Genomic DNA, 22,618 nt, shown 5'->3' on the forward strand with positions numbered 1-22,618 from the left:
TCACACTCCTTTCTGCACTTCGGGACAATGTGTCCCAAAGTCCGGGATGGTTGGCGTTACTTCATTCCCCCATACAGCCCAACCGGGCGGGGTCTGCCTGGCAAAGAGCTCCACGCGGGGCAGATCGCCCATCAGGGAAATAATTTTGTCGCGGGCCTCGTCCGGCTTTTTGCTGTGGGCCTCAATCGGGGAAACGATAAATTGATGGATGTTGGCAGCCTGCCGCTTCGGGTGGCCCTTGGTTGCCAGCAGGCAAATTTCTGCATTGCCTCTTGTCCAGAAGCCAAGGCCGTAAAACCAGCTATCCGCCTTCTTGTTCTTTTTCAGCCAGACAAAAGCAACGGATTTATAGTTGAAGCCCCAAGCCTCGATCAGCCGGAGCGCCTCCGGGAGCTGCGGGAAAGTGGCCCATAAAAAGAGTGCGCTGTCCGGGGCTGCAAGATCAGCCACAGGCAACGCACATAACTCCTCAATGCTCATAGTGGGATAATGGTTTTCCGCCGCGCCCTGTACTTTCTTAGCCGAGTAGCGCCAAGGGGGATCGGCGTAAATGATAGAATACTGCTGGATAATTACACTCCTTTCTCGCCAGAACTTTTTACTGCCTGCGCCGCACGAATACGCTCACTGGCTGCGGCATAAAAGGCCGGGGCCGTTTCAAAGCATACAAAGCGACGTTCTGTGTTGATAGCTGCAATCGCGGTTGTGCCGGAGCCAACGCAAATGTCCGCGACCAGTTCGCCGGGGCGGGTATAGGTGCGGATCAGGTACTCACAAAGCTCCACAGGCTTCTGTGTAGGATGGATGCCGCCGGACACCGTAGGCACAAATAGTACATTTCCGGGATAGCGGCGGCCATCGTTGGACTCCGATCCCTGCCGTTCAAATTTCCCATAGTTGGAGCTTGTACCGCTTCGGGAATGTACGCGGGCATAAGGCTTGCCATAAGTAAACTGCGGATTGTAGACCGGGGACTTCTGGTAAAACACCAAGATATTCTCGGACTTTTTCAGTGGAGCCCGGTTTGCATTGAGAAAGCCCGTTCCGCGCTCCTTGTACCAAATCCACTCATAGCGGAGCATGGCGAGGTTGGATGCGCCCAGCACCTTGTCAAAGGGGCACTGTGCGAAAAACAGCACTGCGCCATTCGGCTTGACCGCCCATTTCACCGCCTCCCACAGCTCCGGGAGCGGCAGGGGCACATCCCAATAATTCCGGGTTGTGCCGTAGGGCGGATCAGTCAGCAGCATATCCACGCTATGTTTTGGCAAAGAACGCAGACCCTCAATGCCATCCATGAGAAATAAGCCCTCCTTCGAGACACTTTGTCCCAAAGTGCGGCTATCGGTCATTGCGGGCCTCCTTTTCCTTGGCAGGCGCAGGCCGGGCGGCGTTTTCTTTTCCTGCCTGCTTTGCGGCCTCGGCCATCTGCTCCTTGATCGGGGCAGGCCGTACCGCCTGGGCCCGTGCAACAAGCTGTTCCACCGCCGCATGATACGCCTCCACACCAGCCGCATTGATCCGTTCCTGTATGGCACGGTCAGGAATCCGAACCGTAGCCCGGTATCCCGTCCGGCTGGCAGGATCGGGCTTAGAGGGAGCACCGAGGAAAATCCCGTTTTTCCCATCCACAACCTTAAAATCGTCGATGACCACACCGCCAAAGTTGACGCTGGCGAAGCCGATCAGTTTACCCTGCGGCTCAATCGGGCGGACAGATACTGTGATCGGAACAACCGCCTCTTGCAAGACGGCATCCGTCCGCATTTTTACCGCCTCGTCAATACTAACGCCCTTGACTTCCGCAAGCTCCGCGATGGGAGCATCAAATAGCCAGCGCCGCTCCTCCGCAGCAATCTGCTCCGGGGTCAGCAATACATCGTCGTTCTTACTCAGATAAAATTCCTCCTTTCCGCTTGCCGGAGCAGGCTGGGCGGGGTCGTCCATCAGCTCTTTTCTTTGCAGGACGGCCTCCGTTTCCGCCATAAAGCGGTAAGCGTCCGCTTCAGTAAACTCCTCCGGCGTTTTTCCATTCCATAAGCGCGTTCCATCCGCCCCGTATCTTCTCGGCATAAGCACCACCTCCTGTTAATGAGCGCCAAAGATACGCTGGGCAATGCTCCCGGTCTTAAAGAGCATGAAGCAAAGCAGAACCGTGTAGCCCACAGTTCCCCAAATCGCCCCGATGGGATCGCCGCTTGTTGCGATGCCTTGAATGAGCACCGCGTAAATTGCAACACATACGAGGATCAGCAGCCCTTGAAAGCCTACGGCAAACAGGGACTTGATGTAGTTCTGCCCGGTGCCGCCAAGCTCCCGGTTGGAAAGCGTAGCAACGGGGATAGGGGCCAGACTGGTCAGCAGATAGATTTCCAACATCCTGCCATACACCAAAACGAAAATGATAATCCCCATTGCTTTCATCGTGAAGCCGATGAGCGCAGATTGCAGCCAAAGCCCCAAAAGCGGCCCCAAGTCCATCGCCTCCAGCGAGGTTTCCAGTTCGGCAAGCATATCCGCCGAAACATCGGTAGAGCCTTGAATCAGCCCGCCTGCCTGCGCGATGACGCTCTGCGAGACATCGAACACGGCCATGACGATATTGAATGTGTTTGACAGGATCAGGATTGCACAGGCTGTTTTGAACATCCATTTATAGAGGTTCGCAACGTCAACCTCGTGCATATTGTTCTTTTCCAAAAGCATCTGTATGAGCTCATAAGTGGCAACAAAGGTCAGCACCATTCCGGCAATCGGCAGGATCACCGTTTCGGAAAGCTGTCGGATCAGGGAGAAAACCCCGGCGTGCCACGCCGCCGGGGTAGTCCCTACCTGTTCCGCAATCTCTCCGACTTGGGTATTGACGGTATCAAAAAGACCTTCGAGGTTCCCTATGATCCCGCCAATCAGAAGCTCTTTGAGCCAGTTTGTGAGCCAGTCGGTGAGAAAATCCATAAGCGCCTACCTTAAAACAGGCCAGACAGCAGAGGGATCAGTGTGGTGCCAATGACGATGATGCCGCCGCCCGCCATGAGCTGCTTCATGCCCTGGGACTTGGAGCCCGGGTTATCCGAGCCGTAGCCCTCCAGCAGATTAACCACGCCCCACACGCCAAGGCCAGCACCGAGAGCAATAACGAGGGTCTGTAAAGTGTCGATTGCAGATGAGAAAAATGCCATATAAGCCTCCATTTCTCCGGGATTTTCCCGGTAACAAAAAAGCCGCCCTTGCAGGCGGCAGGTTACAAACTTCGGGACACTTTGTCTCGAAGCGTTTATGCAAAGGCGTCTGGATCGTCGATGTCATCATAGTTGAGGATGTCCTCGTCCTCTTCTGTGAGCGCATCGTCCGGCACAGTCACCTCATACATCGTACACGCCTCGTTCAGACCGGGCCGCCTGCGGCGGTTAATGAGCCTGTCGAGGTCAAAAGCGTTTTTCTGTTTATCGGCCTCCGCCGTATAACGGTAGTTCGGATGCCGTTTCAGATCATACTTGGGAGAGAAGAACGGGGGCAGGCCCCGAAGCTGCAAAATACATTTATCTCCCGGCATGGTTGCAAGTTCGGCTGGGGTCATCAGTTCCCGGCCCAGCCGCTGGGTATTTTGACTGTAGCTTTCCGACTGACCACGGGAGCGGCTGTCAGTCTGCATACTGATTGTGGCTTTTCCCAGCCAGTTCTCGGATATTTCCTTGATGGTGCTGGCTTCGCGACCACCGAGGAACACCACGCTGTCCATGTTGCCGAGGATTGTCTCGGCGTGTTTATCGTAAATGGCCTTGCACTGTGCCAACTGTTGATACAGCAGGCAAAGACTCACCTCGCGGGAGCGGATAACCGCGACCAGCTTTTCGAGCTGGGGCACCTGTCCCGTGTTGGCTGCCTCGTCCCACAGCACTCGTACATGGTGCGGCAGGCGGCCACCGTGAACATTGTCCGCCCGTTCACACAGGAGGTTGAACATCTGCGAAAAAGCAAGCGCCACTAAAAAGTTGTAGGTCTGCGTGGTATCGGAAATGATGAAGAATACCGCTGTTTTCCGATCTCCGATGCGGTCAAGCTCCAATTCGTCATAGGCCATGACTTCACGAAGCTGCGGGATGTCAAAGGGAGCCAGCCGCGCACCGCAGGAAATTAAAATGCTTTTTGCCGTCTTGCCGCTGGCCAATTTGTACTTTTTATACTGTTTGACCGCGAAGCAATCCGGCTTGCGCTTTTCAAGCCCGACAAACATATAGTCCACCGCGTTCATAAAGTCCTCGTCATCCTCCTTGACCTCCATGCCGGAAATCATATCCACAAGGGTATTCATGTTCCGATCCTCGGCAGGCCCCTCGAAAATAATGTAGGCAATCAGGGCGCAGTATAAAAGCGTTTCCGATTTCGTCCAGAATGGATCGCCTTCCTTGCCTTCGCCCTTTGTGTTGGAAATCAGGGCATCCACGAATTTCAGAATATCGGCCTCGTTGCGGATATACGCCAGCGGGTTATAGTGCATGGATTTTGAAAAATCTATGCTGTTGAATATCTTGATTTTGTACCCGCGTTTTTGCAGGAAAGCTCCGACCTGTCCCAGCACACCGCCTTTGGGATCGACCACCACATAAGAGGAATGAGCCTGTAAAAGCTGGGGCGTGAGCCAGAAGCGGGTTTTGCCGGAGCCGGACGAGCCGATAATGCAGCAATTCAGGTTTCGGGCATTTGCGGGGATTTTCGGGCGGGTGTTCATCGTGAGAAACTCCGTCCCGGTCAAAATCACGTTGTTTTCAAATTTCGGATCGACAAACGGTTTGATGTCTTTTTCCGTTCCCCACCGGGCGCTGCCGTATTCTGCATCCCGCCGGAACTTCTTAGCGTTCTTGCTTTTGAAATAGATCAGCAGCCGGAAACCAACTGCGCCTACAATACCAACAAGCCAATCCAGCGGGGCAAGACCGGGTGCAAAGTCAGCAAAGGCCGGGCCAATCGTCTGGCCCAGCCCGATGAGCTTATGTGCAAAATCGTTCCCCGCCGCCAGCCGGTAGGCCGTTCCCAGCTTGAGGAACGCCCACAGGATGAACAGATAGGGAATGTTCGGAATGAGATATTTTCTGATCTTATCTGTCCTCATGGGCCACCTCCTTTGCACGTTCTTTCTGCTTCGGCTTTTCTTTGGAAAGCTGATCTGCCGCCTGTTGCAGTTGTTCCCGGATGGGAACACGGTTCGATTTTGCTTTGCTTAACACCTTACGGGAATACTCAGAAAAGCAGGCGGTCATTGCGTCTGCCTGTCCAGCCTTGAAAAACAGCAGGTATTTGTCCGGCCCGGTTTTATAGAACGCATAGTCTACATTCCATTTCCGGGCCACGCGGTCAAAGGACTTGGCATCCCCGGATAGCTCAATGCTGTTGGTGGCTGTACCGTGGGCCATGAGCTTTCGCACACTTTGTTTTCCGTGCGGTACTTGCCGCCCACGGTATGCCTTGCGGATCTTCCGGCCCACCATGCCCAGCACATACGCCAGTCCCCGCGCCGTCAGCTTGGTTGTTTTTACGGATATGGCTATCGTGCGCCGGGAAATATCTTCATCAATCAGTTACACCGCCTCCTTCCTTGGGACAATTTGTCTCGAAGTGCCATCACCGATCCCCACGGTCTTTTTTCTGCATTTGACGGTAGCCCTCCAAAGAAGAACCGTCTATGATTTCCTGATAAGCGGCCATTTGCTCCCGGATAGAGAGCTTCGGGAAAGAGAATACCTTATGCTCCTTGGGAATATCCTGCAAGCCGTGATACACTTCCACGAAATGATCGCTTTCTTTGACAACATAGCCGCCCGGGGCAAAATGGCCGTTTTCGTGGATGCAGGCGTCCCGGCCATACGCCTCATAATCGAAATACGGTTTTACCTGATCCGGCACATCCAACATTTCCAGATCGTCCACATAAATACGCCCCAGCGTTTCCTCATCGGATACGCCGGGGTAAAAGCCGTAACAGTCCAGATTTTGTGTCAGATTGATGATGTCCCGCACCGAGGAACAGTGATCGCCGCTGTCGAGGACGGCCTCCAGTGTTTCCAGCTCCGATGAGGTAAGCTCGGAAAGCAGGCAGGCCAGATGATTAAGCTCGTCCAGATTTTCATACTCGCTCAAATGATCATAGAGCCCCAGCACATCCCCATCGAAAGAGGTAATAAAAATTTCCTGATAGCGGACGCCATCCACGCCGATCCGTTTCAAGAGAGCCTCCACCTCCTGGGCGGTTGTGGGAAATTTCAGTGTTTCACCCACAAGCTGGCCCTCGCTGTACTTTCCGGCGTTGGTAACATAGGCTTCAAACAGGGTTGCCATTAGCGGCGGCCCTGTCCCTTGACGGTCAGGATGCCCTCAAGGGTTGTTGCCGTAATTCCCAGCCGCTGGGCCACGGCAATATCATTTTTCATGGCTTCGGTCATACTGTGCCCGCAAACAACCAGCACATGAGAACGGCGGAGCAGGTCACGGCTCATGTCGATGCCGCTTTTATGCTCCTCGGGAACAGCATCATTGAGAAACAGGGGCAAGTACAGGGGCGGGCAAATAGGAGAAAAGCCTGCTTCATACACGGTGCGGCAATACTGCGCCGCCAGTTCTGCGTTTTCGCTATCGCCGCAGAGCCATGCAGCGGTGATATAAGCAAGGGGTCGTTTCATCGTTCATACCTCCGATATTTTAATAAGAAAGTTCAACCCAAACCCCACGCCCTTTCCCAGTCTTGGGAAAGGGGCGGCTCTGGAGGATATACCCCCGCCGCTTGCCGGGGAAATAGCACAGCCGGGGCAAACCGTCAAGGGCGAGCCGCCGAAAACGGCGGTGCGCTGCACCCTTGACGGCCCACTCCCGGCTGTACTAAAAAACAGGCGGCGACGGGGGATATATACCACCAGAGCCTCTGCGCGAGGGCGGGGCCCTCGGGACAAAGTGTCTCGAAGTTGTTACTTGTCAAGTTCCTGCTTTTTCGGGGCTTTTGCCTGCTCCGGCGGCTGTTTTTCTTTCCAGTCATCCAGCAGGGACATAATCTGTTCTTTCATTTTGGCGGGAGTGACCTCCTTGCCAAAATACTTTTCCAGTTCCGCAGTAGAAATAATCACGCCTCGATCCTCCTTTTTCTGTTCTGATAAGATACCGTCAATGACATCGCCGTTAAGCTTACCTTCCTTATCCAGCTCCCGGAGCCGTTTAGCCTGGGCCAGCGAGGGCGAAGCCTGCTCCCCGTCAATGGAAACAGCAATAAGCCTCTGATTTTTCGGTTTGATGTAGGAAAGCTCCACGGCAGGCATGAAGCCCATCTTTTTATCGTCTACCTTATCCAGAAGCTCCGGCACAAGGGAGTTGAGCCGCAAGTAGCGCATGACCTTTTTATAGTTCATTTCATGCGCCTCGCCTACAATCTCAACCGAGCGTTTCCCGACATCGCCTTCCGCAACACCTTTCAGCCGCCCGCCCTGATGCTTGATGTCCTCAACCTCGAGTTCCAGCAGCGCGGCCAATTCGCTGGGGAGCATCCCGTCACGCTGCTTGTTGCTGTCCTTCATGGCCTGTACCGCTTCGTGGTCGGTCATTTCACGGACGATAAAGGGCATTTCCTCCAGTCCAGCCAGCTCACTGCCGTGGGTACGGCGATGGCCCGCTACAATTTCATAGCCGTTTCCATCTTTCTCCGGGCGGGCAAGACCGGGAACCATTACACCGTTTACGCGGATAGAAGCAACGATTTCCTGCATCTTCGCATCGTCCCGTACCTTAAAGGGGTGCGGACGGAATGTGTGAAACGGATGAACCTCGGAAAGTTTCAGATAAACCAGCTTGCCTTCCTCAACCGGGCGGGGCGGTGTAGTCGGCTCGGGAGCCGTCTGTTCCACAGCGGCAGTTTCCTTCAGTGCCGTATCCTGTGCGGGCTTAATGGGCTCCTTGGCATCCGGGGCCTTTCCATCGCTTCGGGACACTTTGTCTCGTTTGGACGGCTTGGGCTTGTCAGGGGCCGCCTTATCCGCCTTGGGTGGGCGGCCCTTGCGGGCCCCAGCCGATTTCTCCGCTTTCTGATTTTCAGTCGCAGCCTTTTCCGCTTTCGGCGGACGGCCACGGCGCGGCTTTTTCGGTTCCTCCGTATTGGCGGGCTGCGGTGTTTCTCCGGGGGCTGCCGCCTCCGGCGTTTCGGGGGTTTCCGCCTTTTCGACTTCGGCGCGGGCGTTCTGCCTCTTTTCCGCCATAAGTTCATTGATTTTGTCAAAGGACACAACCACATCGCCGGACTCAGGTATGGCAGGCCCGGTCTGTTCCTGCTGGGGCTCAGACGCTGCGGCCTGTTCGGGTGTAATGATAGGCTCGGCGGCCTCCGGGGAAATATTCTCCGCAGGGCCAGTATTCAATTTTTCATCGGCCATTTACGATCCTCCTTTTCGTTAAAGTTGCACAAATTTGAACGCTAAAATTTTGTAGTTATTTTTGCGCCTCCTTTCCGTCTATCCACGCAAAAAAGCCGCCCGTTTTTCATGCCGGACGGCTTTTTGCGTAATGTGATAGATCAAATATTATTTTTTCTGGTTTGTAGGCTCCGAAAAGCCTTGTATTTACAGTGTTCCTAATAGGAAGTAATCATAGTTGGAGTGTATGCCCTCATTTTTTACCAGTCTATGATATTATCTACCAAAGTCCTCTGTTCGGTTGCAGTTTTACGCAAATAAATTCGCGTCGTTTCAATGCTTTCATGCCCCATCAGGTCTGCAAGGAATGCAATGTCGCTGCACCGCTCCAAAAAGCTTTTTGCAAACCGATGCCTGAAAGAGTGGGGATAGACCACCGCAGGGTCAATGCCATACTTTAACGCCAGCTTTTTCAGCTGTCCAGAAATACCTCTTGTGGTGATTCGTTCGTCGAAACGATTCAAAAAGATAAAGCCGCTGTCCTGCTGTTTTTCTTCCAACCAGACAATGGCTTCATCTTGCAATGATTTAGGAATGTAGATGCGGCGCAGCTTCCCACCTTTAGAATAAAGGTCGAGGTGTCCAATCCTAATGTGCTCAACTTTGATTTGCACCAGCTCGCTGACGCGCGCACCCGTAGCAGCCAAAAAGCGGATGACAAAATACCAAAGCATATTGTCATCGCGCTTCAGGCAGTTTTTGAAGTAGATGTAGTCTGCTTCGCTAATGACATTTTCGAGAAAGGCTTTCTGCTGCACCTTGACGGATGACAATTTCCATGAATCCTTTCCGATGCTTTCGAGGTAGCAGTTGATAGCGCGGATTCGTAGATTAACTGTTTTGGGCTTGTACTGCTCAATCAGCCAGGCTTTGTGCTCTTTCAAATTGCGTTTAGTGACGGCATCATGCCGTTCCCCAAACTGCTGCACAGCAAACAAGTAGGACGTTACAGTGTTTTCTGAGAGGTTTGTTCCTCTCAAGTGTCTTTCAAATTCTTCAATCATAGTGAAAGACCTCCTTTCACCATGATTGTATTCTCTATGTGTTAGAATTCCATAAAAGAGCGCATAATACTGTCCATTCTGTCGAGAATACGGTCTTGTTCTTCAATAGGCGGAATCGGAAGCAACAAGTTTTTTAGAGAAGATAATCCAACTGTCTTTTGAGCCGTTCCCGTTGCCACAGTACGGCACTGGTTGAAAGCAAGCGGACTTTTTAGTGCAAGTTCCAAGTAATTCGTGTATAACACGAGAGGCTTTAGCAATGCCATATGGCGCTGAAAGCAAAATTTTCTTTCTTCCAACACTGGAATCACAATTCCGTATGAACCAGTGACTGTAAACAACAAGTCACCTACGCATGGCATTCGTGTATCAGCTAATTGCATATAGTATTCAATAGGAACAAATCGTGTATTTGAAAAATCAATTTTTCCCGATGATACATCTGATATTACTAAAAAGGGAATTCCGTGTGAAACTTGTGGTGGTGGTTGATGATCTCCGTCCGCTATACTTGAGCAAATATTTGTCAGTCTTGTCCATGCCCACGAAGCGGGAATCTCAAACGGTAACTTATCATCGATGCAACGTTCAATTCCATCGACCTTCTCATAATAAGAATTATCCCGTCTGAAAATGACCGATTCATGCTTGTCACGTTTGATTTTTCCGGCTTTAATGAGCTTCTCCTTTTCTGTGCGAATACGTTCTAACAGAACAGAGGCAGGCTCATCGGCAGGGTCTTGGGGAACGAGCTTGCCTTGTACTGCATATTGAAGAATTGATTTCTTCAAGTCATCAGGGAAAGCCAAATTCAGATTTGACAGTGTAGTTTCAACTGAACCATACTTTTTAAGATACGGCGTAAGCTGTTTGATTTTTTCTACGATGCGCCTTTGTTCAGCAAGTGGCGGCAAAGGAAAGTAAATAGAGTTAAGTGAATTCTGAACGAGATGTTTTATAGTCATTCCTTTGCTATAATTGTCCAATATTTTTGCGCCCTTATAGCTTTCCATCAGTAACTGGAAGAAGCGTGGCTCGATATTACCGTAAAAGCGGACACGATGAAGTGCATTCTGATAATACATTTCTTCATCTCTATCCCATACAGCAGAACGGCCAACATCACCGCCTTCACAGATAAGCAAGTCTCCCTTGTTCAGCTGGTACTTCGATAATTCAGAATCTCCAAAACGAGCCTGTTTTACGGTTGATAAATCAATACCTGTCCAATAAACATTGATGCTGCATAGATACGGGCGATATTCACCAATGTTTTTTGATTTATCTAGTGTTTTACCTAGCGCGGTAACAGCTATCTGCTTTAAAGTAACCCACTCCCAGCTCTCCGGGATGTCAAACGGCACTTCATCTGCAATGCAGACAGGCTCATTTTTGCCGACCTTCTCATAAGGCAAATTATCGGAAAAGCCCAAGACAGTAATTTATGCGTATCGCGCTATCGACACAAAACGGTAAAGTGGATTTTATCTGCTTTGCCGTTTTTTCTTAAATTGTGAAATTTTCAAAACTGTATTCCAAAACAGCTCTGCGGATTCCTATTAGTGTAGGGGTTTTCAAAATCTTTTGTGAAACGGCTTTCCTCTAGTTTTATGAGTGGAAAATAAACAAAATCCATATTCTAAAATTAGTCAGTTCAACAAAATTTGAAAATCTGGTTGCCAAACAGCCATTTTAGATTGTTATAGGTAGAGGGGAACGTTGGAAAAATGAATTTTCTTTGAATTTTCAAAAGACCCGGTTTAAAAACACCCCTCAAAGTTTGTATAAGGTATAGGAAGTGTTTTCAAAAGTAAGCCAATTCGCTACGGCATCACTTCTGAAAATTCCTGATTCCTTACAAAGTCACATCGCACCTTGAAAATTTCATGAGCCACCCCAGCAGGATAACTCTGGTACTGAATGTGCATTCTGCACGTCTTACCGGAAAATACGCCGGAGAAAATCGGGCAGGAACGGGCCGGGACAGAGTGGACGGTAGTTAAGAGCAAGATTCGCCTTCGTATACGAAATCGCTCCTACGGGCGGTTTCTCCACAGCGGCATCTTGATGGGGATTGCACTCCCCATACCCTCACATCGTGCAAAATCACATAATTTTGCCTGTTGGTGGCCTGCCGCAGCAGGTCACAGCCGGAGTGCAGATGCACTGCCGGGAAAATCAAACTTTTGATTTTGGAAAGGAGACCCCATGCCACGAACGAAGAAAAAAGTGAAATCTATCGTAAAGACAAAAGTAATCTCCGCACGAGTTACAGAAACAACACATGAACTTTTACACCAGCAGGCAGAAGATGCAGGAATGACCCTCTCTGAGTTTGCAGCGCAGATGCTGATGAAAGGCCGCGTGAATACCTCGTATGTGTTCTACGTCCACCCGGACGAGATCGAAGCAATCACACGGGAGTTTGCCGCCATCGGAAACAACCTGAACCAGATCGCGGCATTCTTCAACAGCGGCGGTATCCAGTCCCGTGCGATGCACGAAAACATCAACCATGCGATTGCCTGTATTTTTGAGATGCGGGAACAAGTCGCAGAAATGGCAGGAAAGAACTATGGCAATCTTAAAGCACATCGCAAGTAAGAGTTCCAACTATGGTGCTGCGCTGGAGTATTTGATTTTCAAGCATGACGAACTTCGGAAAACTCCAATCCTTGACCAGAACGGAAATCGTATCATGCGAGATGAGTTTTATCTGGACGGTCTGAACTGTGAACCATATTCTTTCGATGTAGCCTGCCAGCAGTTGAACCGCGAGTACCAGAAGAACAAAAACAAGAATGAAATCAAAAGCCACCATTACATCATCAGCTTTGATCCACGGGACAGCGCAGAAAATTGCTTGACGGGGAAGCGGGCACAGGAGCTTGGGCTGGAATACGCAAAAGCAAATTTTCCGGGGCATCAGGCATTGGTCTGTACGCACATGGACGGTCACAATGGCAGCGGAAACATTCATGTCCATATCGTAATCAACAGTCTGCGAAAACTGGATGTGCCTCAGCAACCCTTTATGGAACGGCCCATTGATAGCAAGGCTGGCTACAAGCACCATGTGACGAACGAGTACCTGAAACACCTGCAGAAATCCCTCATGGATTTGTGCCGCCGCGAATTTCTGCATCAGGTCGATTTACTGTCACCATCCAGAACGGGTGTGACCGAAGCGGAGTATTGGGCGCAGCGGCGGCTGGATGAGAAAAAACAAGAAATCGAAAAGGAAGGATTTACGCCCAACTCGACAAAGTTTCAAACACAGAAACAGCTTATCCGGGATGCCGTTGCCGCTGCTTGTGAGAGAGCAATCTCGTATGAGGACTTTCAAAATATCTTGCAGGATGAATATGACGTTTTCGTCAAAACACAACGTGGACGTTACAGCTATCTGCCGCCGGAACGGAACAAGTTTATATCGGAGCGTTCCTTGGGGGACAGCTGCAAAAGAGAATGTCTGGAAGGATTCTTTGTTCAGAACACCGAGAAGAATCTGCGGTACAAGGAAGACCCCATACTGATCTTTATGACCAGAACCAGGCTGCGGCTCGTTGTGGACCTGCAGGAGAATGTTAAGGCACAGGAAAATCTGGCCTATGCACTAAAGGTCAAAATCAGCAATTTGCAGAAAATGGCTGAAACGCTGGTATGGGTGCAGGAAAACAACATCAACGACCTGACGGAACTGAACGATCTGTGTAAGACAGCACAGGCCAATGCACAGGCCGCGTATGAACGGCTGTCGCAGGCAGAGGATGAACTGCAGAAAACCAATGAGCAGATTCATTATGCGGGACAGTACCTTTCTACCAAAGAGGTTCAGCAGCAATTTGCGAAGGCGATTTTTAAGAAAAAATTCCGTGCAGAGCATTCCAAGGAATTGGATGCCTATGCAGAATCTGTGAAATATTTCCGGGAAGAGAACGATGGAAAGCTGCCATCGCTGAAATCCTTGAAAATACGGAAAGAAGAACTGACCAAAGAAATCGCGGAGAGGAAAAAGGCATATGCTCCCCTAAAAGAAGAATCCCGGTGTCTGGAAATTGCATCGGATAATGTGTACAGCATCTTCCGAAAAACCAATGAGATGAAATCCGACCTTGCATGGAAACGCGAGTGGGAGGCCAAAGTCCGCGAAAAGTCAAGGCAGGAGCAGGCTCGACAGGAACAGCGCGAGCGTCAACCGAAACGCAAGAAGCGCAGCTATGATATGAGCCTGTAAGCAGCAGGGTCTTCCACCCCGCACCCCGGAACCCTGCCGGATGCGTAAGCCCGTGCAGGGCTTTCCCATTCGGCAGGGACTTTTGAAAATAAGAAGGAGGTCAATTTTCAAGAACAACAATTTATTTGAAATCGTAAAACGGAATATCACTACTCGACAGGCTGCAGAAGCCTATGGTTTTCGTCCAAACCGCAGCAGCATGATTTGCTGTCCATTCCATGCAGACCGCAATCCCAGCATGAAAGTGGATTTTCGATTTCACTGTTTTGGCTGTGGCGCGGATGGCGATGCAATCGACTTCACCGCAAAAATGTTTCAACTGTCCTTACGACAGGCGGCGGAAAAGCTGGCCGCAGACTTTGGACTTTCTGCAACGGAAAATTTCCCACGGCAGCACTTGAAAATCGTGGAATACAAAGACCCAATCCAAATATTGTACGAGTGCCGTGCAATCCTAGCTGACTGGCGCATACGATTTGTACCAAAATTATCGGAGGAAGAACTGCATCCATGTTTTGTTGCCAGCCTGCATTATACGGATTACATCCAATATCTGATAGAGAATCGACATTTTCTCACCGAACATCGGAAGGAGGTTCAACAGATTGCCCAACGAATCCGAAAATACCAGACCGACCATTTCCAACATCCGCAAAATGCTCTCGCAGGCTGAAAAAGGTGGTGTTCAGAACACGATTCAAAACTGTGTGACTGTTTTGCAGAACGACCCGATTCTTGCTGATTCCATCCGGCTGAATCTGCTGAGTGAACGCATTGATATTGTAAAGCCGATGGGCTGGCAGCGTTCTGGCCCTACGCTGACCGACACCGATATGATGTACATTCTGCGCCGAATGGAAAAATACGGCCTGTACAGCGAAAAACGGGTGTCTGCAGCAATTCGCATTGTTGCCAACGAAAATCATTATCACCCTATCCGGGACTACTTGAATGACTTGAAGTGGGATGGCACAGAGCGGATAAGCCACGCTTTGCATCGCTTTCTCGGTGCGGCAGAAGATGAGCTTACCACAGAAGCGTTGAAAATTTTTCTGCTTGGAGCGATCAAACGGGTGTTTCATCCCGGCTGCAAGTTTGAAATGATGCTTTGCTTGGTCGGTGGGCAGGGTGCAGGAAAATCCTCTTTCTTCCGGCTGCTTGCTATCAAAGATGAATGGTTCTCGGATGATTTACGGCGACTGGACGATGATAACGTGTTCCGCAAGCTGCAAGGCCACTGGATCATGGAAATGTCGGAAATGATTGCGACTGCCAATGCCAAAAGCATTGAAGAAATCAAGAGCTTTCTCAGCAAGCAGAAAGAAACCTACAAAATACCGTATGAAACGCACCCGGCAGACCGTTTGCGGCAATGTGTCTTTGCAGGTACGACCAACCGACAGGATTTTCTCCCCCGTGACCGTACAGGAAACCGACGCTTTATCCCCATCCCGGTGGATGCAGCACAGGCCGAAGTACATATTCTGGATAACGAAGCGGAATCCCGTGCCTATATCGACCAGCTTTGGGCAGAAGCCATGACGATTTACAACAGCGGTGATTATAAGCTGACATTCAGCCCTGCCATGCAGGAGGCCTTGCAGATTTGCCAGAAAGATTTCATGCAGGAAGATACGCAGGCTGGTATGATCTATGCGTTTCTGGAAGATTACACGGGTGATCGGGTATGTTCCAAGCAGCTTTACGCCGAAGCACTGGGTAATCTGAATCTTCCTGCGGAGTGGGAAACCCGTGCCATCTGTGAGATCATGACTGCAGGAATTGCGAATGGCGAAATAAAGGGGTGGACACCCCACAAAGCGGCCAAACGCTATCCAAAGTATGGCGTTCAGAAAGGCTGGGAACGTGTAACCGTCGCAAAAGCTGATGCAGAGGGATTCGTAGAACTCACAGACGAAGAGGCCCAGCAAATGGGATTTCCGTTTTGAAGGGCCATTTTACACAGTTGGTTACAGGTTTGGTTACACCCTGTATCTGCCAAAAAGCAGCATCATTCCACGTGATTTTCCTATCTGTAACCATGTAACCTGTAACCGATAAGAAAAATAAATACAGAAAATTGCCAGCATACCACCGTAGAAAAAGTTTTCTGTGGCGGTTACAGTCTGCTGGTTACAAACAAAAATACGGAGGTTTTGCCTATGAAAGAAGTTCGCGTTTGCGAAGCAATGAAGTCCCCGGTGGGAACTTTAAGCGACGGAACGGTCTTGCATCAGCAAGATGGAGGGACCAAGTCCCGACAAGTTCCAATCTGGGAGAAAAGCAATCTGACGCTGGAAGAAGCCGCAGCCTATTCCGGCATTGGTATCAACAAACTGCGCGAAATGAGCGATTCCAAGGACTGTACCTTTGTTCTCTGGAATGGTACGAAGCGGCTGCTGAAACGCCGCAGGCTGGATGAACACCTTGACCGATTATTTTCGATTTGACAATAAAAATGAAGTCGGCAGTTGAAAGCACCTCGGCGGTATGGTATGATTAAGCTGTAGGTTGCTTTCTGCCAACAATGGAGGACATAACGATGGCAGAAAGAAGAAAAGACTCAAAGAAGCGTGTTCTAAAGGAAGGTGAATATCAGCGCAGTAACGGAACGTATGAGTACCGCTGGCGCAGTGAAAACGGCAAGCGCAACAATGTGTACGCCAAAAGTCTGGAAGAACTTCGTGAGAAAGAAGCAGAGATTCAGCGTGACCGCAGTGATGGCATTCGTTCGGAAGCGCGGAACGCGACCATCAATGACATTCACGAGCAGTGGCTGCAACTGAAAAAGGGGCTGAAAGCCAACACACTGGTCAATTACGAGTATATGTACAAGATGTACGTATTCCCGGAGTTTGGAAAGCGGAAGGTCGGAAGCCTGAAAAAGTCGGATGTGCGGCGGTTTTACAATGGCCTTGTGGATTCGCAGCGTCTGAAAGTGGCAACGGTGGAGAACATCCATACAGTGCTGCATCAGGTGCTGGATTTTGCGGTTGAGGACGAGTATCTCCGCATCAATCCATCCGATAATGCGTTGAAAGAGTTGAAGCAGACGCACAATCTGGACAGTGAACGCCGCAAGGCTCTGACCGTAGGCCAGCAGAAGCTGTTGATGAACTTCTTGAAAAACAGCGAGAAGTACAATCACTGGCTTCCCATCATTACCGTGATGGTGGAATGTGGTCTCCGTGCTGGTGAGGCGACGGGTTTGCGTTGGGAGGACATCAACCTTGATACGGGTGAAATCAGTGTAAATCACACGTTGATTTATTACAGCCACCGGGAGAAAGGGTGTCTGTACGGAATCAATACACCCAAAACGGAAGCTGGAAACCGAATTGTGCCTATGACTCCGGAAGTCAAGGCTGCTTTTGTACAAGAGCGAGAGTATCAGAAGAAAACTGGAATTTCCTGCAAGGTGACGATTGATGGCTATACGGATTTTATTTTTGTAAACCGTTTTGGCGAGTGCCAGCATCACAGCACCATCAATAAAGGCATTGACCGTATCATCCGCGACTGCAACGAGGAACAGTTGGCAAAATGCGAAAGCGGTACAATCAAGCCGAAAAACCTTGTTCTGCTTCCGAAGTTTAGCTGTCATTCCCTGCGTCACACCTGTGCTACCCGGCTTTGCGAGGCCGGAATCAACATGAAGGTCATTCAAGACGTACTGGGCCACGCCGATATTACCACTACCATGAACATCTACACTGAGGCCACAAAAAATCTCAAGAAAAAGGAAATCGACAAGTTTGCAGAGTTCTTATCTGCAACCACGACATTTGAAGGAAAGGAGGAAAATGACTGATGGAAAATAAATCTGTAACCCTCGCAGCGCAGGTTCTTGCCCCGGCAGTGAGCGAGATTCGTTCTCTGCTGGAAGCTTCCCGTAAAAATGTAGCACAGCAGGTCAATCAGGAACTGCTGTCAACTTATTGGAAGATTGGTGAGATCGTTGTTCGTTGTGAACAAAATGACAGCATCCGTGCTGCATATGGTGAAAAGACCTTATCGCAGCTTTCCAGGGCGTTGACAAAGGAGCTTGGCAAGGGCTTTTCGCGCTCGAATGTTTACAATATGCGGCAGTTCTATCTCAGCTATCCAATTTTCCAGACAGTGTCTGGAAAATTGAGTTGGTCGCACTACTGTGAGCTGTTATCCATTTCCGATAAGGAGAAGCGCAGCTTCTACGAAAAGGAAGCGGTCAATTCTGGCTGGTCTGTCCGTGAAATGAAACGTCAGGTTGAAAGTTCCCTGTTTGAACGGCTGCTCTTGTCTCGTGGGGATGCCAACAAGGAACAAGTTTTAGCATTGGCTGAAAAAGGTGTGGACTACACTAAGCCGGAGGACATTATCAAGGACCCGTATGTATTCGAGTTTTTGGGGCTGCCGGAAGAAAAGCCGTTCCTTGAAAGCGATTTGGAAGCAGCACTGGTGCGACAAATCGAAGATTTCTTGCTGGAACTTGGCCGGGGCTTTATGTTTGTCGGCACACAGCAGCGTGTCACAGTGAACAACACCCACTACTATGTGGATATGGTGTTCTACAATAAGATTTTACACGCCTATGTGCTGATCGAGTTGAAAACCACCAAGCTCACGCCCGAAGCCGCCGGACAAATCAATATGTATCTGAACTACTACGCCGCAGAGGTCAACGACCCGGAAGATAATCCTCCTATCGGCATCATCCTCTGCACCGACAAGGACAGCGTAGCAGCCGAGTATGCGCTGGGCGGTTTGTCAAACCAGATTTTTGCATCCCGGTACGTCTTATATATGCCGAACAAGGAGCAGCTTATTAGGCAGGTGGAAGAAGTCCTGAAGCGTTGGCACTCTCACGAGGACGAATAAGTTTACCACCAGCCTTACCACTGACTTACCACCAATTTGAGAATAGCTGTAAACAGTTGCGTAGAGTTGCGAAAAATAAGACCTTTTTATCTTGCACAAACAAAGGCTTATGAACACTTGTAAACAGCTATAAATCACCACCAGTCAAGCTCCCCACGATGAAGCCGATTGAGCAGTAAAACGCAAAATTGAAACGCAGATGCGATGAAATTTTGAACGGATTTCAAGCGACATCTGCGGTACTACACCACAACTACACCAATTTTGGGACGTTTTCCCGAAAAGGAGCCTTACAAAGCGGTGTGGTGTAACAAGTGAATAGGTGGATTGGTGTAGTAGCCAAACTACCCACAATATGATGAAAAGCAGGTACACTGTAGAAATGCGGTGTACCTGCTTTTATTTGCACAGATGCATTGACATTTATCTATGCATTTGCTATACTGTTCACATAGACAAATATCAATGCGAGGTGCTTTCATGAACGCTATAGATGTGGCTTTGATCTGCAAGGCTTTGGGGGATGCGAACCGGCTGGAAATTGTGAAGATGCTGTCGGATGGAGAAAAGTGCGGCTGTAAGCTGCTGGAACGGTTTGAAATTACCCAGCCGACCCTCTCTCACCACATGAAGATTCTGGTGGAGTGCGGACTAGTGAATGCCCGCAAGGATGGCAAGTGGCAGCACTACTCCCTGAACTGCGAAACCCTGACCCAGTTCAAAGAATTTATAGAGGGACTGACCTGCTGCGGCTGCGGCTCTAATAGCGAAGGGGGGTGCTGTTCCTGATGGGCAAGTTTATCACCGATCAAATCCTCGGCATGAAGTGGCTGAATACGCTGATTGGAAATCTACTCGGCACATTGGGATTGGACGCAACAAGCCGAATCGGTGGGAGCATTCAGTTCTTCCTCTATGATGTGATTAAGATTACCGTGCTGCTCTGTGTGCTGATTTATCTGATCTCCTACATTCAGAGTTATTTTCCGCCGGAACGCAGTAAGAAAATTATGGGGCGGTTTCACGGTATCTGGGCAAACTGCATCGCAGCCCTGCTCGGCACGGTAACACCGTTCTGCTCCTGCTCGTCCATTCCACTGTTTATCGGATTTACCAGTGCCGGACTGCCGCTGGGTGTGACCTTCTCGTTCCTGATTTCATCGCCTATGGTGGACTTGGGAAGTCTTGTTCTTCTGATGAGTATTTTCGGGGCAAAGGTTGCGATTCTCTATGTGGTGCTGGGACTTGTGATTGCTGTGGCTGGCGGTACGCTGATTGAAAAGCTGCACATGGAAAATCAGGTGGAGGAATTTATCCGCAGGGCATCTGCCGTGGACATTGCCTCCCCAACACTGACGCAGATGGAACGGCTAGTTTATGCCAAGGATCAGGTAGCGGAAACCTTCAAGAAGGTCTTTCCGTACATTCTCATCGGCGTAGGCATCGGGGCTGTCATTCACAACTGGATTCCCGAAAGCTGGGTTGTGGCGGTTCTCGGCAGCCATAACCCCTTCGGCGTAATATTAGCAACCATCATCGGCATTCCCATGTATGCCGATATTTTCGGCACGATTCCCATTGCTGAGGCTTTGCTTGGAAAAGGCGCACAGCTTGGTACGGTGCTTGCCTTTATGATGGGCGTCACTACGCTGTCCCTGCCGTCAATGATCATGCTGCGCAAGGCAGTTAAGCCGAAGCTGCTGGGTGTTTTTATCGCTATCTGCGCTTTGGGCATTATCGTTGTAGGCTACTTATTCAACCTGTTTCAGGGGTTCATTTTATAATTGGAGGGTATCAAAATGTCAATTTTCGGATTTGGTAAGAAAAAAGAAGAACAAAAGCAGCCTTGCTGCTGCGGCGGGAGCTGTACGCCGGAAGCAATGCAGGCGGCAGAAGCTGAAAAGAAGGAGTCCGGGATCAAAATTCTTGGGGGCGGCTGTGCCAAGTGTAATGCGCTGGAAGCGGCAACTGTAGACGCACTGCGGGAGCTTGGGATGGATACGACCATTGACCATGTGCGGGACTTTGAAAAGATCGCCGCCTATGGAGTGATGACAACACCTGCGCTGGTGGTAGATGGTCAGGTGGTGTCCTATGGCAAGGTGCTGAAAAAGGATGAAGTCATCGTTATTTTGAAGAAGGTAAGAGCATGAACGAGCGTGACGCTTCTCCCATTGGATTTTTTCAAAAGTATCTGACCGTATGGGTCATTCTCTGCATGGCGGTGGGGATCTGCGTCGGCAAATTTCTGCCGCAGATTCCGGAATTTCTGAACCGGTTTGAGTATGCACGGGTGTCGATTCCCATGGCAATCCTCATCTGGGTGATGATCTATCCCATGATGATGAAGGTGGACTTCCGTAGCATCAAAAATGTGGGCAAGAACCCCAAGGGGCTGTTCGTCACTTGGATCGTCAACTGGCTCATCAAGCCTTTTACTATGTACGGCATGGCAAGTCTGTTCTTCTTTGTGGTGTTTAAGGCGTTTATTACACCGGAGCTTGCGACGGAATACCTCGCCGGAGCGGTGCTGCTGGGCGCTGCGCCCTGCACGGCGATGGTCTTTGTGTGGAGCGCTCTGACAAAGGGCGACCCGGCATACACAGTGGTGCAGGTGGCGACCAATGACCTCATTATCCTTGTGGCATTCGTCCCCATTGTGAAGTTCCTACTGGGCGTTTCGAATGTGTCCGTGCCGTGGGATACGCTAATTTTGTCGGTGGTGCTGTTCGTGGTCATTCCCCTTTCAGGTGGTATGCTGACACGGTATTTTGTGACCCAGAAAAAGGGAAAAGAGTATTTTGAGAATACCTTTGTCAAGAAATTTGACGGCATTACGACGGTTGGACTTCTGCTGACGCTGGTACTGATCTTCGCCTTTCAGGGGCAGGTCATTCTGGAAAATCCCCTACACATCGTGTTGATTGCCATACCGTTGGTTTTGCAGACTTTTTTGATTTTCAGCATTGCCTATGGTGTCTGCTGGCTGCTCAAGCTGCCACACCGCATTGCCGCACCTGCCGGAATGATTGGTGCATCCAACTTCTTTGAATTGGCGGTTGCGGTAGCTGTCGCTCTATTCGGAACGACTTCTCCTGCCGCACTTGCCACAACGGTTGGTGTATTGACCGAAGTGCCTGTGATGCTTTTCCTCGTAAAAATCGCAAACAAAACGAAAGGCAGGTTTCCCGCATGACCAAACCAAAAGTTGCATTTATCTGTGTCCATAACTCCTGCCGCAGCCAGATTGCGGAGGCATTGGGCAAAGCACTGGCGTCCGACGTGTTTGAAAGCTATTCTGCCGGAACGGAAACCAAGCCGCAAATCAATCAGGATGCCGTGCGGTTGATGAAGAAGCTTTATGGCATCGACATGGAGCAGACGCAGTATTCTAAGCTGATTTCGGATATTCCAGAACCGGATATCGCCATCTCCATGGGCTGCAATGTGGGATGTCCTTTTATTGGTAGACCATTTGATGATAACTGGGGATTGGAAGACCCGACTGGAAAAGATGATGCTGCGTTTAAGGATGTGATCATGCAGATCCATCAAAATATCATAGCATTGAAAAATCGCCTTCAAACTATATAAATCTGCTTGTCAAGAGGGCTGGCACTGTCCAGCCCTCTCTCTTTTTGCCAAAGTTTCCCTCGTTTTTTCTTGCACACTGCCGAAAGTGACGTGTTCTTAAAACTTTTTGTTGACACGGCTCGATTTTTGTGGTAATCTATCCCAACAATTGAATATAACATATTTTTACATATTCGTTCTGGCCCTGCGGGGCTGAACATTTTGGCTTTCAGCCGTTACATAACCGACTAGCATGACCTTCCAGAAAAAGCGAAGGCAGGGCTGGTCTGTTTTGTGACGGCTTTTTTGTTGCCGTTTTGCCCGTTGCACCTTGAAAACCACATGACCGTCTGCATGGGATACCCGGCGATGACCCTGAGAAGGAGAGCCGGAAAACGCCGCCGGAAGGGGGGCAGGAAAGCCATGCAGGGAGAACGGCAGGACGTTGATTTCCCAGTTGCGGAGTAAAACGATGTGATCAAAATGATCACATCGTTTTTCCG

24 protein-coding genes are annotated in these 22,618 nt (G+C 50.0%); 12 read left to right on the forward strand and 12 right to left on the reverse strand.

Going from position 1 to position 22,618, the window contains the following annotated elements; genetic code table 11:
• The 12 genes from J3349_RS06470 to J3349_RS06525 all read right to left on the reverse strand — a co-directional run bounded on the left by J3349_RS06470 (nucleotide 1) and on the right by J3349_RS06525 (nucleotide 10,881).
• Complete coding sequence (locus J3349_RS06470; RefSeq protein WP_118685249.1) at nucleotides 1–555, reverse strand: MT-A70 family methyltransferase; 555 nt, start codon at nucleotides 553–555, stop codon at nucleotides 1–3.
• 17 nt (nucleotides 556–572) lie between these two features.
• Nucleotides 573–1,352, reverse strand: a complete 780-nt coding sequence (locus J3349_RS06475) for a site-specific DNA-methyltransferase (protein WP_207676830.1) — start codon at nucleotides 1,350–1,352, stop codon at nucleotides 573–575.
• Nucleotides 1,342–2,073: a septation protein SpoVG family protein gene (locus J3349_RS06480; protein ID WP_207676831.1), complete on the reverse strand. Its 732-nt coding sequence runs from the start codon at nucleotides 2,071–2,073 to the stop codon at nucleotides 1,342–1,344. The genes J3349_RS06475 and J3349_RS06480 overlap by 11 nt, the downstream gene beginning before the upstream one ends.
• A 15-nt stretch (nucleotides 2,074–2,088) precedes the next feature.
• Nucleotides 2,089–2,955 (reverse strand): VirB6/TrbL-like conjugal transfer protein, CD1112 family, encoded by an 867-nt coding sequence (locus J3349_RS06485; protein WP_207676832.1) that lies wholly within the window; start codon nucleotides 2,953–2,955, stop codon nucleotides 2,089–2,091.
• A gap of 11 nt (nucleotides 2,956–2,966) precedes the next feature.
• Nucleotides 2,967–3,179: a Maff2 family mobile element protein gene (locus J3349_RS06490; RefSeq protein WP_044963257.1), complete on the reverse strand. Its 213-nt coding sequence runs from the start codon at nucleotides 3,177–3,179 to the stop codon at nucleotides 2,967–2,969.
• A 95-nt stretch (nucleotides 3,180–3,274) separates the two neighbouring features.
• The gene (locus J3349_RS06495; protein ID WP_207676833.1) at nucleotides 3,275–5,110 is read right to left on the reverse strand and encodes a VirD4-like conjugal transfer protein, CD1115 family; all 1,836 of its coding nucleotides are present in this window, start codon (nucleotides 5,108–5,110) and stop codon (nucleotides 3,275–3,277) included.
• The gene (locus tag J3349_RS06500; RefSeq protein WP_081445593.1) at nucleotides 5,097–5,495 is read right to left on the reverse strand and encodes a PcfB family protein; all 399 of its coding nucleotides are present in this window, start codon (nucleotides 5,493–5,495) and stop codon (nucleotides 5,097–5,099) included. The genes J3349_RS06495 and J3349_RS06500 overlap by 14 nt, the downstream gene beginning before the upstream one ends.
• Nucleotides 5,496–5,619: 124 nt before the next feature.
• On the reverse strand, nucleotides 5,620–6,333 hold the full coding sequence (locus J3349_RS06505; RefSeq protein ID WP_014080243.1) for an antirestriction protein ArdA: 714 nt from the start codon (nucleotides 6,331–6,333) through the stop codon (nucleotides 5,620–5,622).
• Nucleotides 6,333–6,674 carry a hypothetical protein gene (locus tag J3349_RS06510; protein ID WP_097786385.1) on the reverse strand — a complete coding sequence of 114 codons (342 nt, stop codon included), beginning with the start codon at nucleotides 6,672–6,674 and terminating at the stop codon, nucleotides 6,333–6,335. The genes J3349_RS06505 and J3349_RS06510 overlap by 1 nt, the downstream gene beginning before the upstream one ends.
• A gap of 282 nt (nucleotides 6,675–6,956) precedes the next feature.
• Complete coding sequence (locus tag J3349_RS06515; protein ID WP_118627572.1) at nucleotides 6,957–8,405, reverse strand: ParB/RepB/Spo0J family partition protein; 1,449 nt, start codon at nucleotides 8,403–8,405, stop codon at nucleotides 6,957–6,959.
• A gap of 239 nt (nucleotides 8,406–8,644) precedes the next feature.
• Nucleotides 8,645–9,448, reverse strand: a complete 804-nt coding sequence (locus tag J3349_RS06520) for a tyrosine-type recombinase/integrase (protein WP_242699552.1) — start codon at nucleotides 9,446–9,448, stop codon at nucleotides 8,645–8,647.
• A 41-nt stretch (nucleotides 9,449–9,489) separates the two neighbouring features.
• Nucleotides 9,490–10,881, reverse strand: a complete 1,392-nt coding sequence (locus J3349_RS06525) for a restriction endonuclease subunit S (protein ID WP_207676834.1) — start codon at nucleotides 10,879–10,881, stop codon at nucleotides 9,490–9,492.
• Between the two features lie 775 nt (nucleotides 10,882–11,656).
• Between J3349_RS06525 and J3349_RS06530 the strand changes: the two genes are divergently transcribed.
• The 12 genes from J3349_RS06530 (at nucleotide 11,657) to J3349_RS06585 (ending at nucleotide 22,136) form a co-directional block, all read left to right on the forward strand.
• Nucleotides 11,657–12,052, forward strand: a complete 396-nt coding sequence (locus tag J3349_RS06530) for a plasmid mobilization relaxosome protein MobC (RefSeq protein ID WP_207676835.1) — start codon at nucleotides 11,657–11,659, stop codon at nucleotides 12,050–12,052.
• Complete coding sequence (locus J3349_RS06535; protein WP_207676836.1) at nucleotides 11,940–13,685, forward strand: relaxase/mobilization nuclease domain-containing protein; 1,746 nt, start codon at nucleotides 11,940–11,942, stop codon at nucleotides 13,683–13,685. Before J3349_RS06530 ends, J3349_RS06535 begins: the two co-directional genes overlap by 113 nt.
• A gap of 40 nt (nucleotides 13,686–13,725) precedes the next feature.
• Nucleotides 13,726–14,358, forward strand: a complete 633-nt coding sequence (locus J3349_RS06540) for a CHC2 zinc finger domain-containing protein (RefSeq protein ID WP_207676837.1) — start codon at nucleotides 13,726–13,728, stop codon at nucleotides 14,356–14,358.
• Complete coding sequence (locus tag J3349_RS06545; RefSeq protein WP_207676955.1) at nucleotides 14,342–15,634, forward strand: virulence-associated E family protein; 1,293 nt, start codon at nucleotides 14,342–14,344, stop codon at nucleotides 15,632–15,634. Before J3349_RS06540 ends, J3349_RS06545 begins: the two co-directional genes overlap by 17 nt.
• Nucleotides 15,635–15,913: 279 nt before the next feature.
• The gene (locus J3349_RS06550) at nucleotides 15,914–16,135 is read left to right on the forward strand and encodes an excisionase (RefSeq protein WP_242699565.1); all 222 of its coding nucleotides are present in this window, start codon (nucleotides 15,914–15,916) and stop codon (nucleotides 16,133–16,135) included.
• Nucleotides 16,136–16,227: 92 nt separating this feature from the next.
• Nucleotides 16,228–17,496 carry a site-specific integrase gene (locus J3349_RS06555; protein WP_207676838.1) on the forward strand — a complete coding sequence of 423 codons (1,269 nt, stop codon included), beginning with the start codon at nucleotides 16,228–16,230 and terminating at the stop codon, nucleotides 17,494–17,496.
• On the forward strand, nucleotides 17,496–18,542 hold the full coding sequence (locus tag J3349_RS06560; RefSeq protein ID WP_207676839.1) for a PDDEXK nuclease domain-containing protein: 1,047 nt from the start codon (nucleotides 17,496–17,498) through the stop codon (nucleotides 18,540–18,542). The genes J3349_RS06555 and J3349_RS06560 overlap by 1 nt, the downstream gene beginning before the upstream one ends.
• 480 nt (nucleotides 18,543–19,022) lie before the next feature.
• Complete coding sequence (locus J3349_RS06565; protein ID WP_207676840.1) at nucleotides 19,023–19,331, forward strand: metalloregulator ArsR/SmtB family transcription factor; 309 nt, start codon at nucleotides 19,023–19,025, stop codon at nucleotides 19,329–19,331.
• Complete coding sequence (locus J3349_RS06570) at nucleotides 19,331–20,326, forward strand: permease (protein ID WP_207676841.1); 996 nt, start codon at nucleotides 19,331–19,333, stop codon at nucleotides 20,324–20,326. The genes J3349_RS06565 and J3349_RS06570 overlap by 1 nt, the downstream gene beginning before the upstream one ends.
• A 15-nt stretch (nucleotides 20,327–20,341) precedes the next feature.
• Complete coding sequence (locus J3349_RS06575; protein WP_113621413.1) at nucleotides 20,342–20,695, forward strand: thioredoxin family protein; 354 nt, start codon at nucleotides 20,342–20,344, stop codon at nucleotides 20,693–20,695.
• Nucleotides 20,692–21,738, forward strand: a complete 1,047-nt coding sequence (gene arsB / locus J3349_RS06580; RefSeq protein ID WP_207676842.1) for an ACR3 family arsenite efflux transporter — start codon at nucleotides 20,692–20,694, stop codon at nucleotides 21,736–21,738. Before J3349_RS06575 ends, arsB begins: the two co-directional genes overlap by 4 nt.
• On the forward strand, nucleotides 21,735–22,136 hold the full coding sequence (locus tag J3349_RS06585; RefSeq protein ID WP_113621411.1) for an arsenate reductase ArsC: 402 nt from the start codon (nucleotides 21,735–21,737) through the stop codon (nucleotides 22,134–22,136). Before arsB ends, J3349_RS06585 begins: the two co-directional genes overlap by 4 nt.
• Nucleotides 22,137–22,618: the final 482 nt, after the last annotated feature.

The sequence above is a fragment of the Faecalibacterium sp. Marseille-P9590 genome (assembly GCF_017377665.1).
Taxonomy (GTDB): Bacteria; Bacillota; Clostridia; order Oscillospirales; family Ruminococcaceae; genus Faecalibacterium.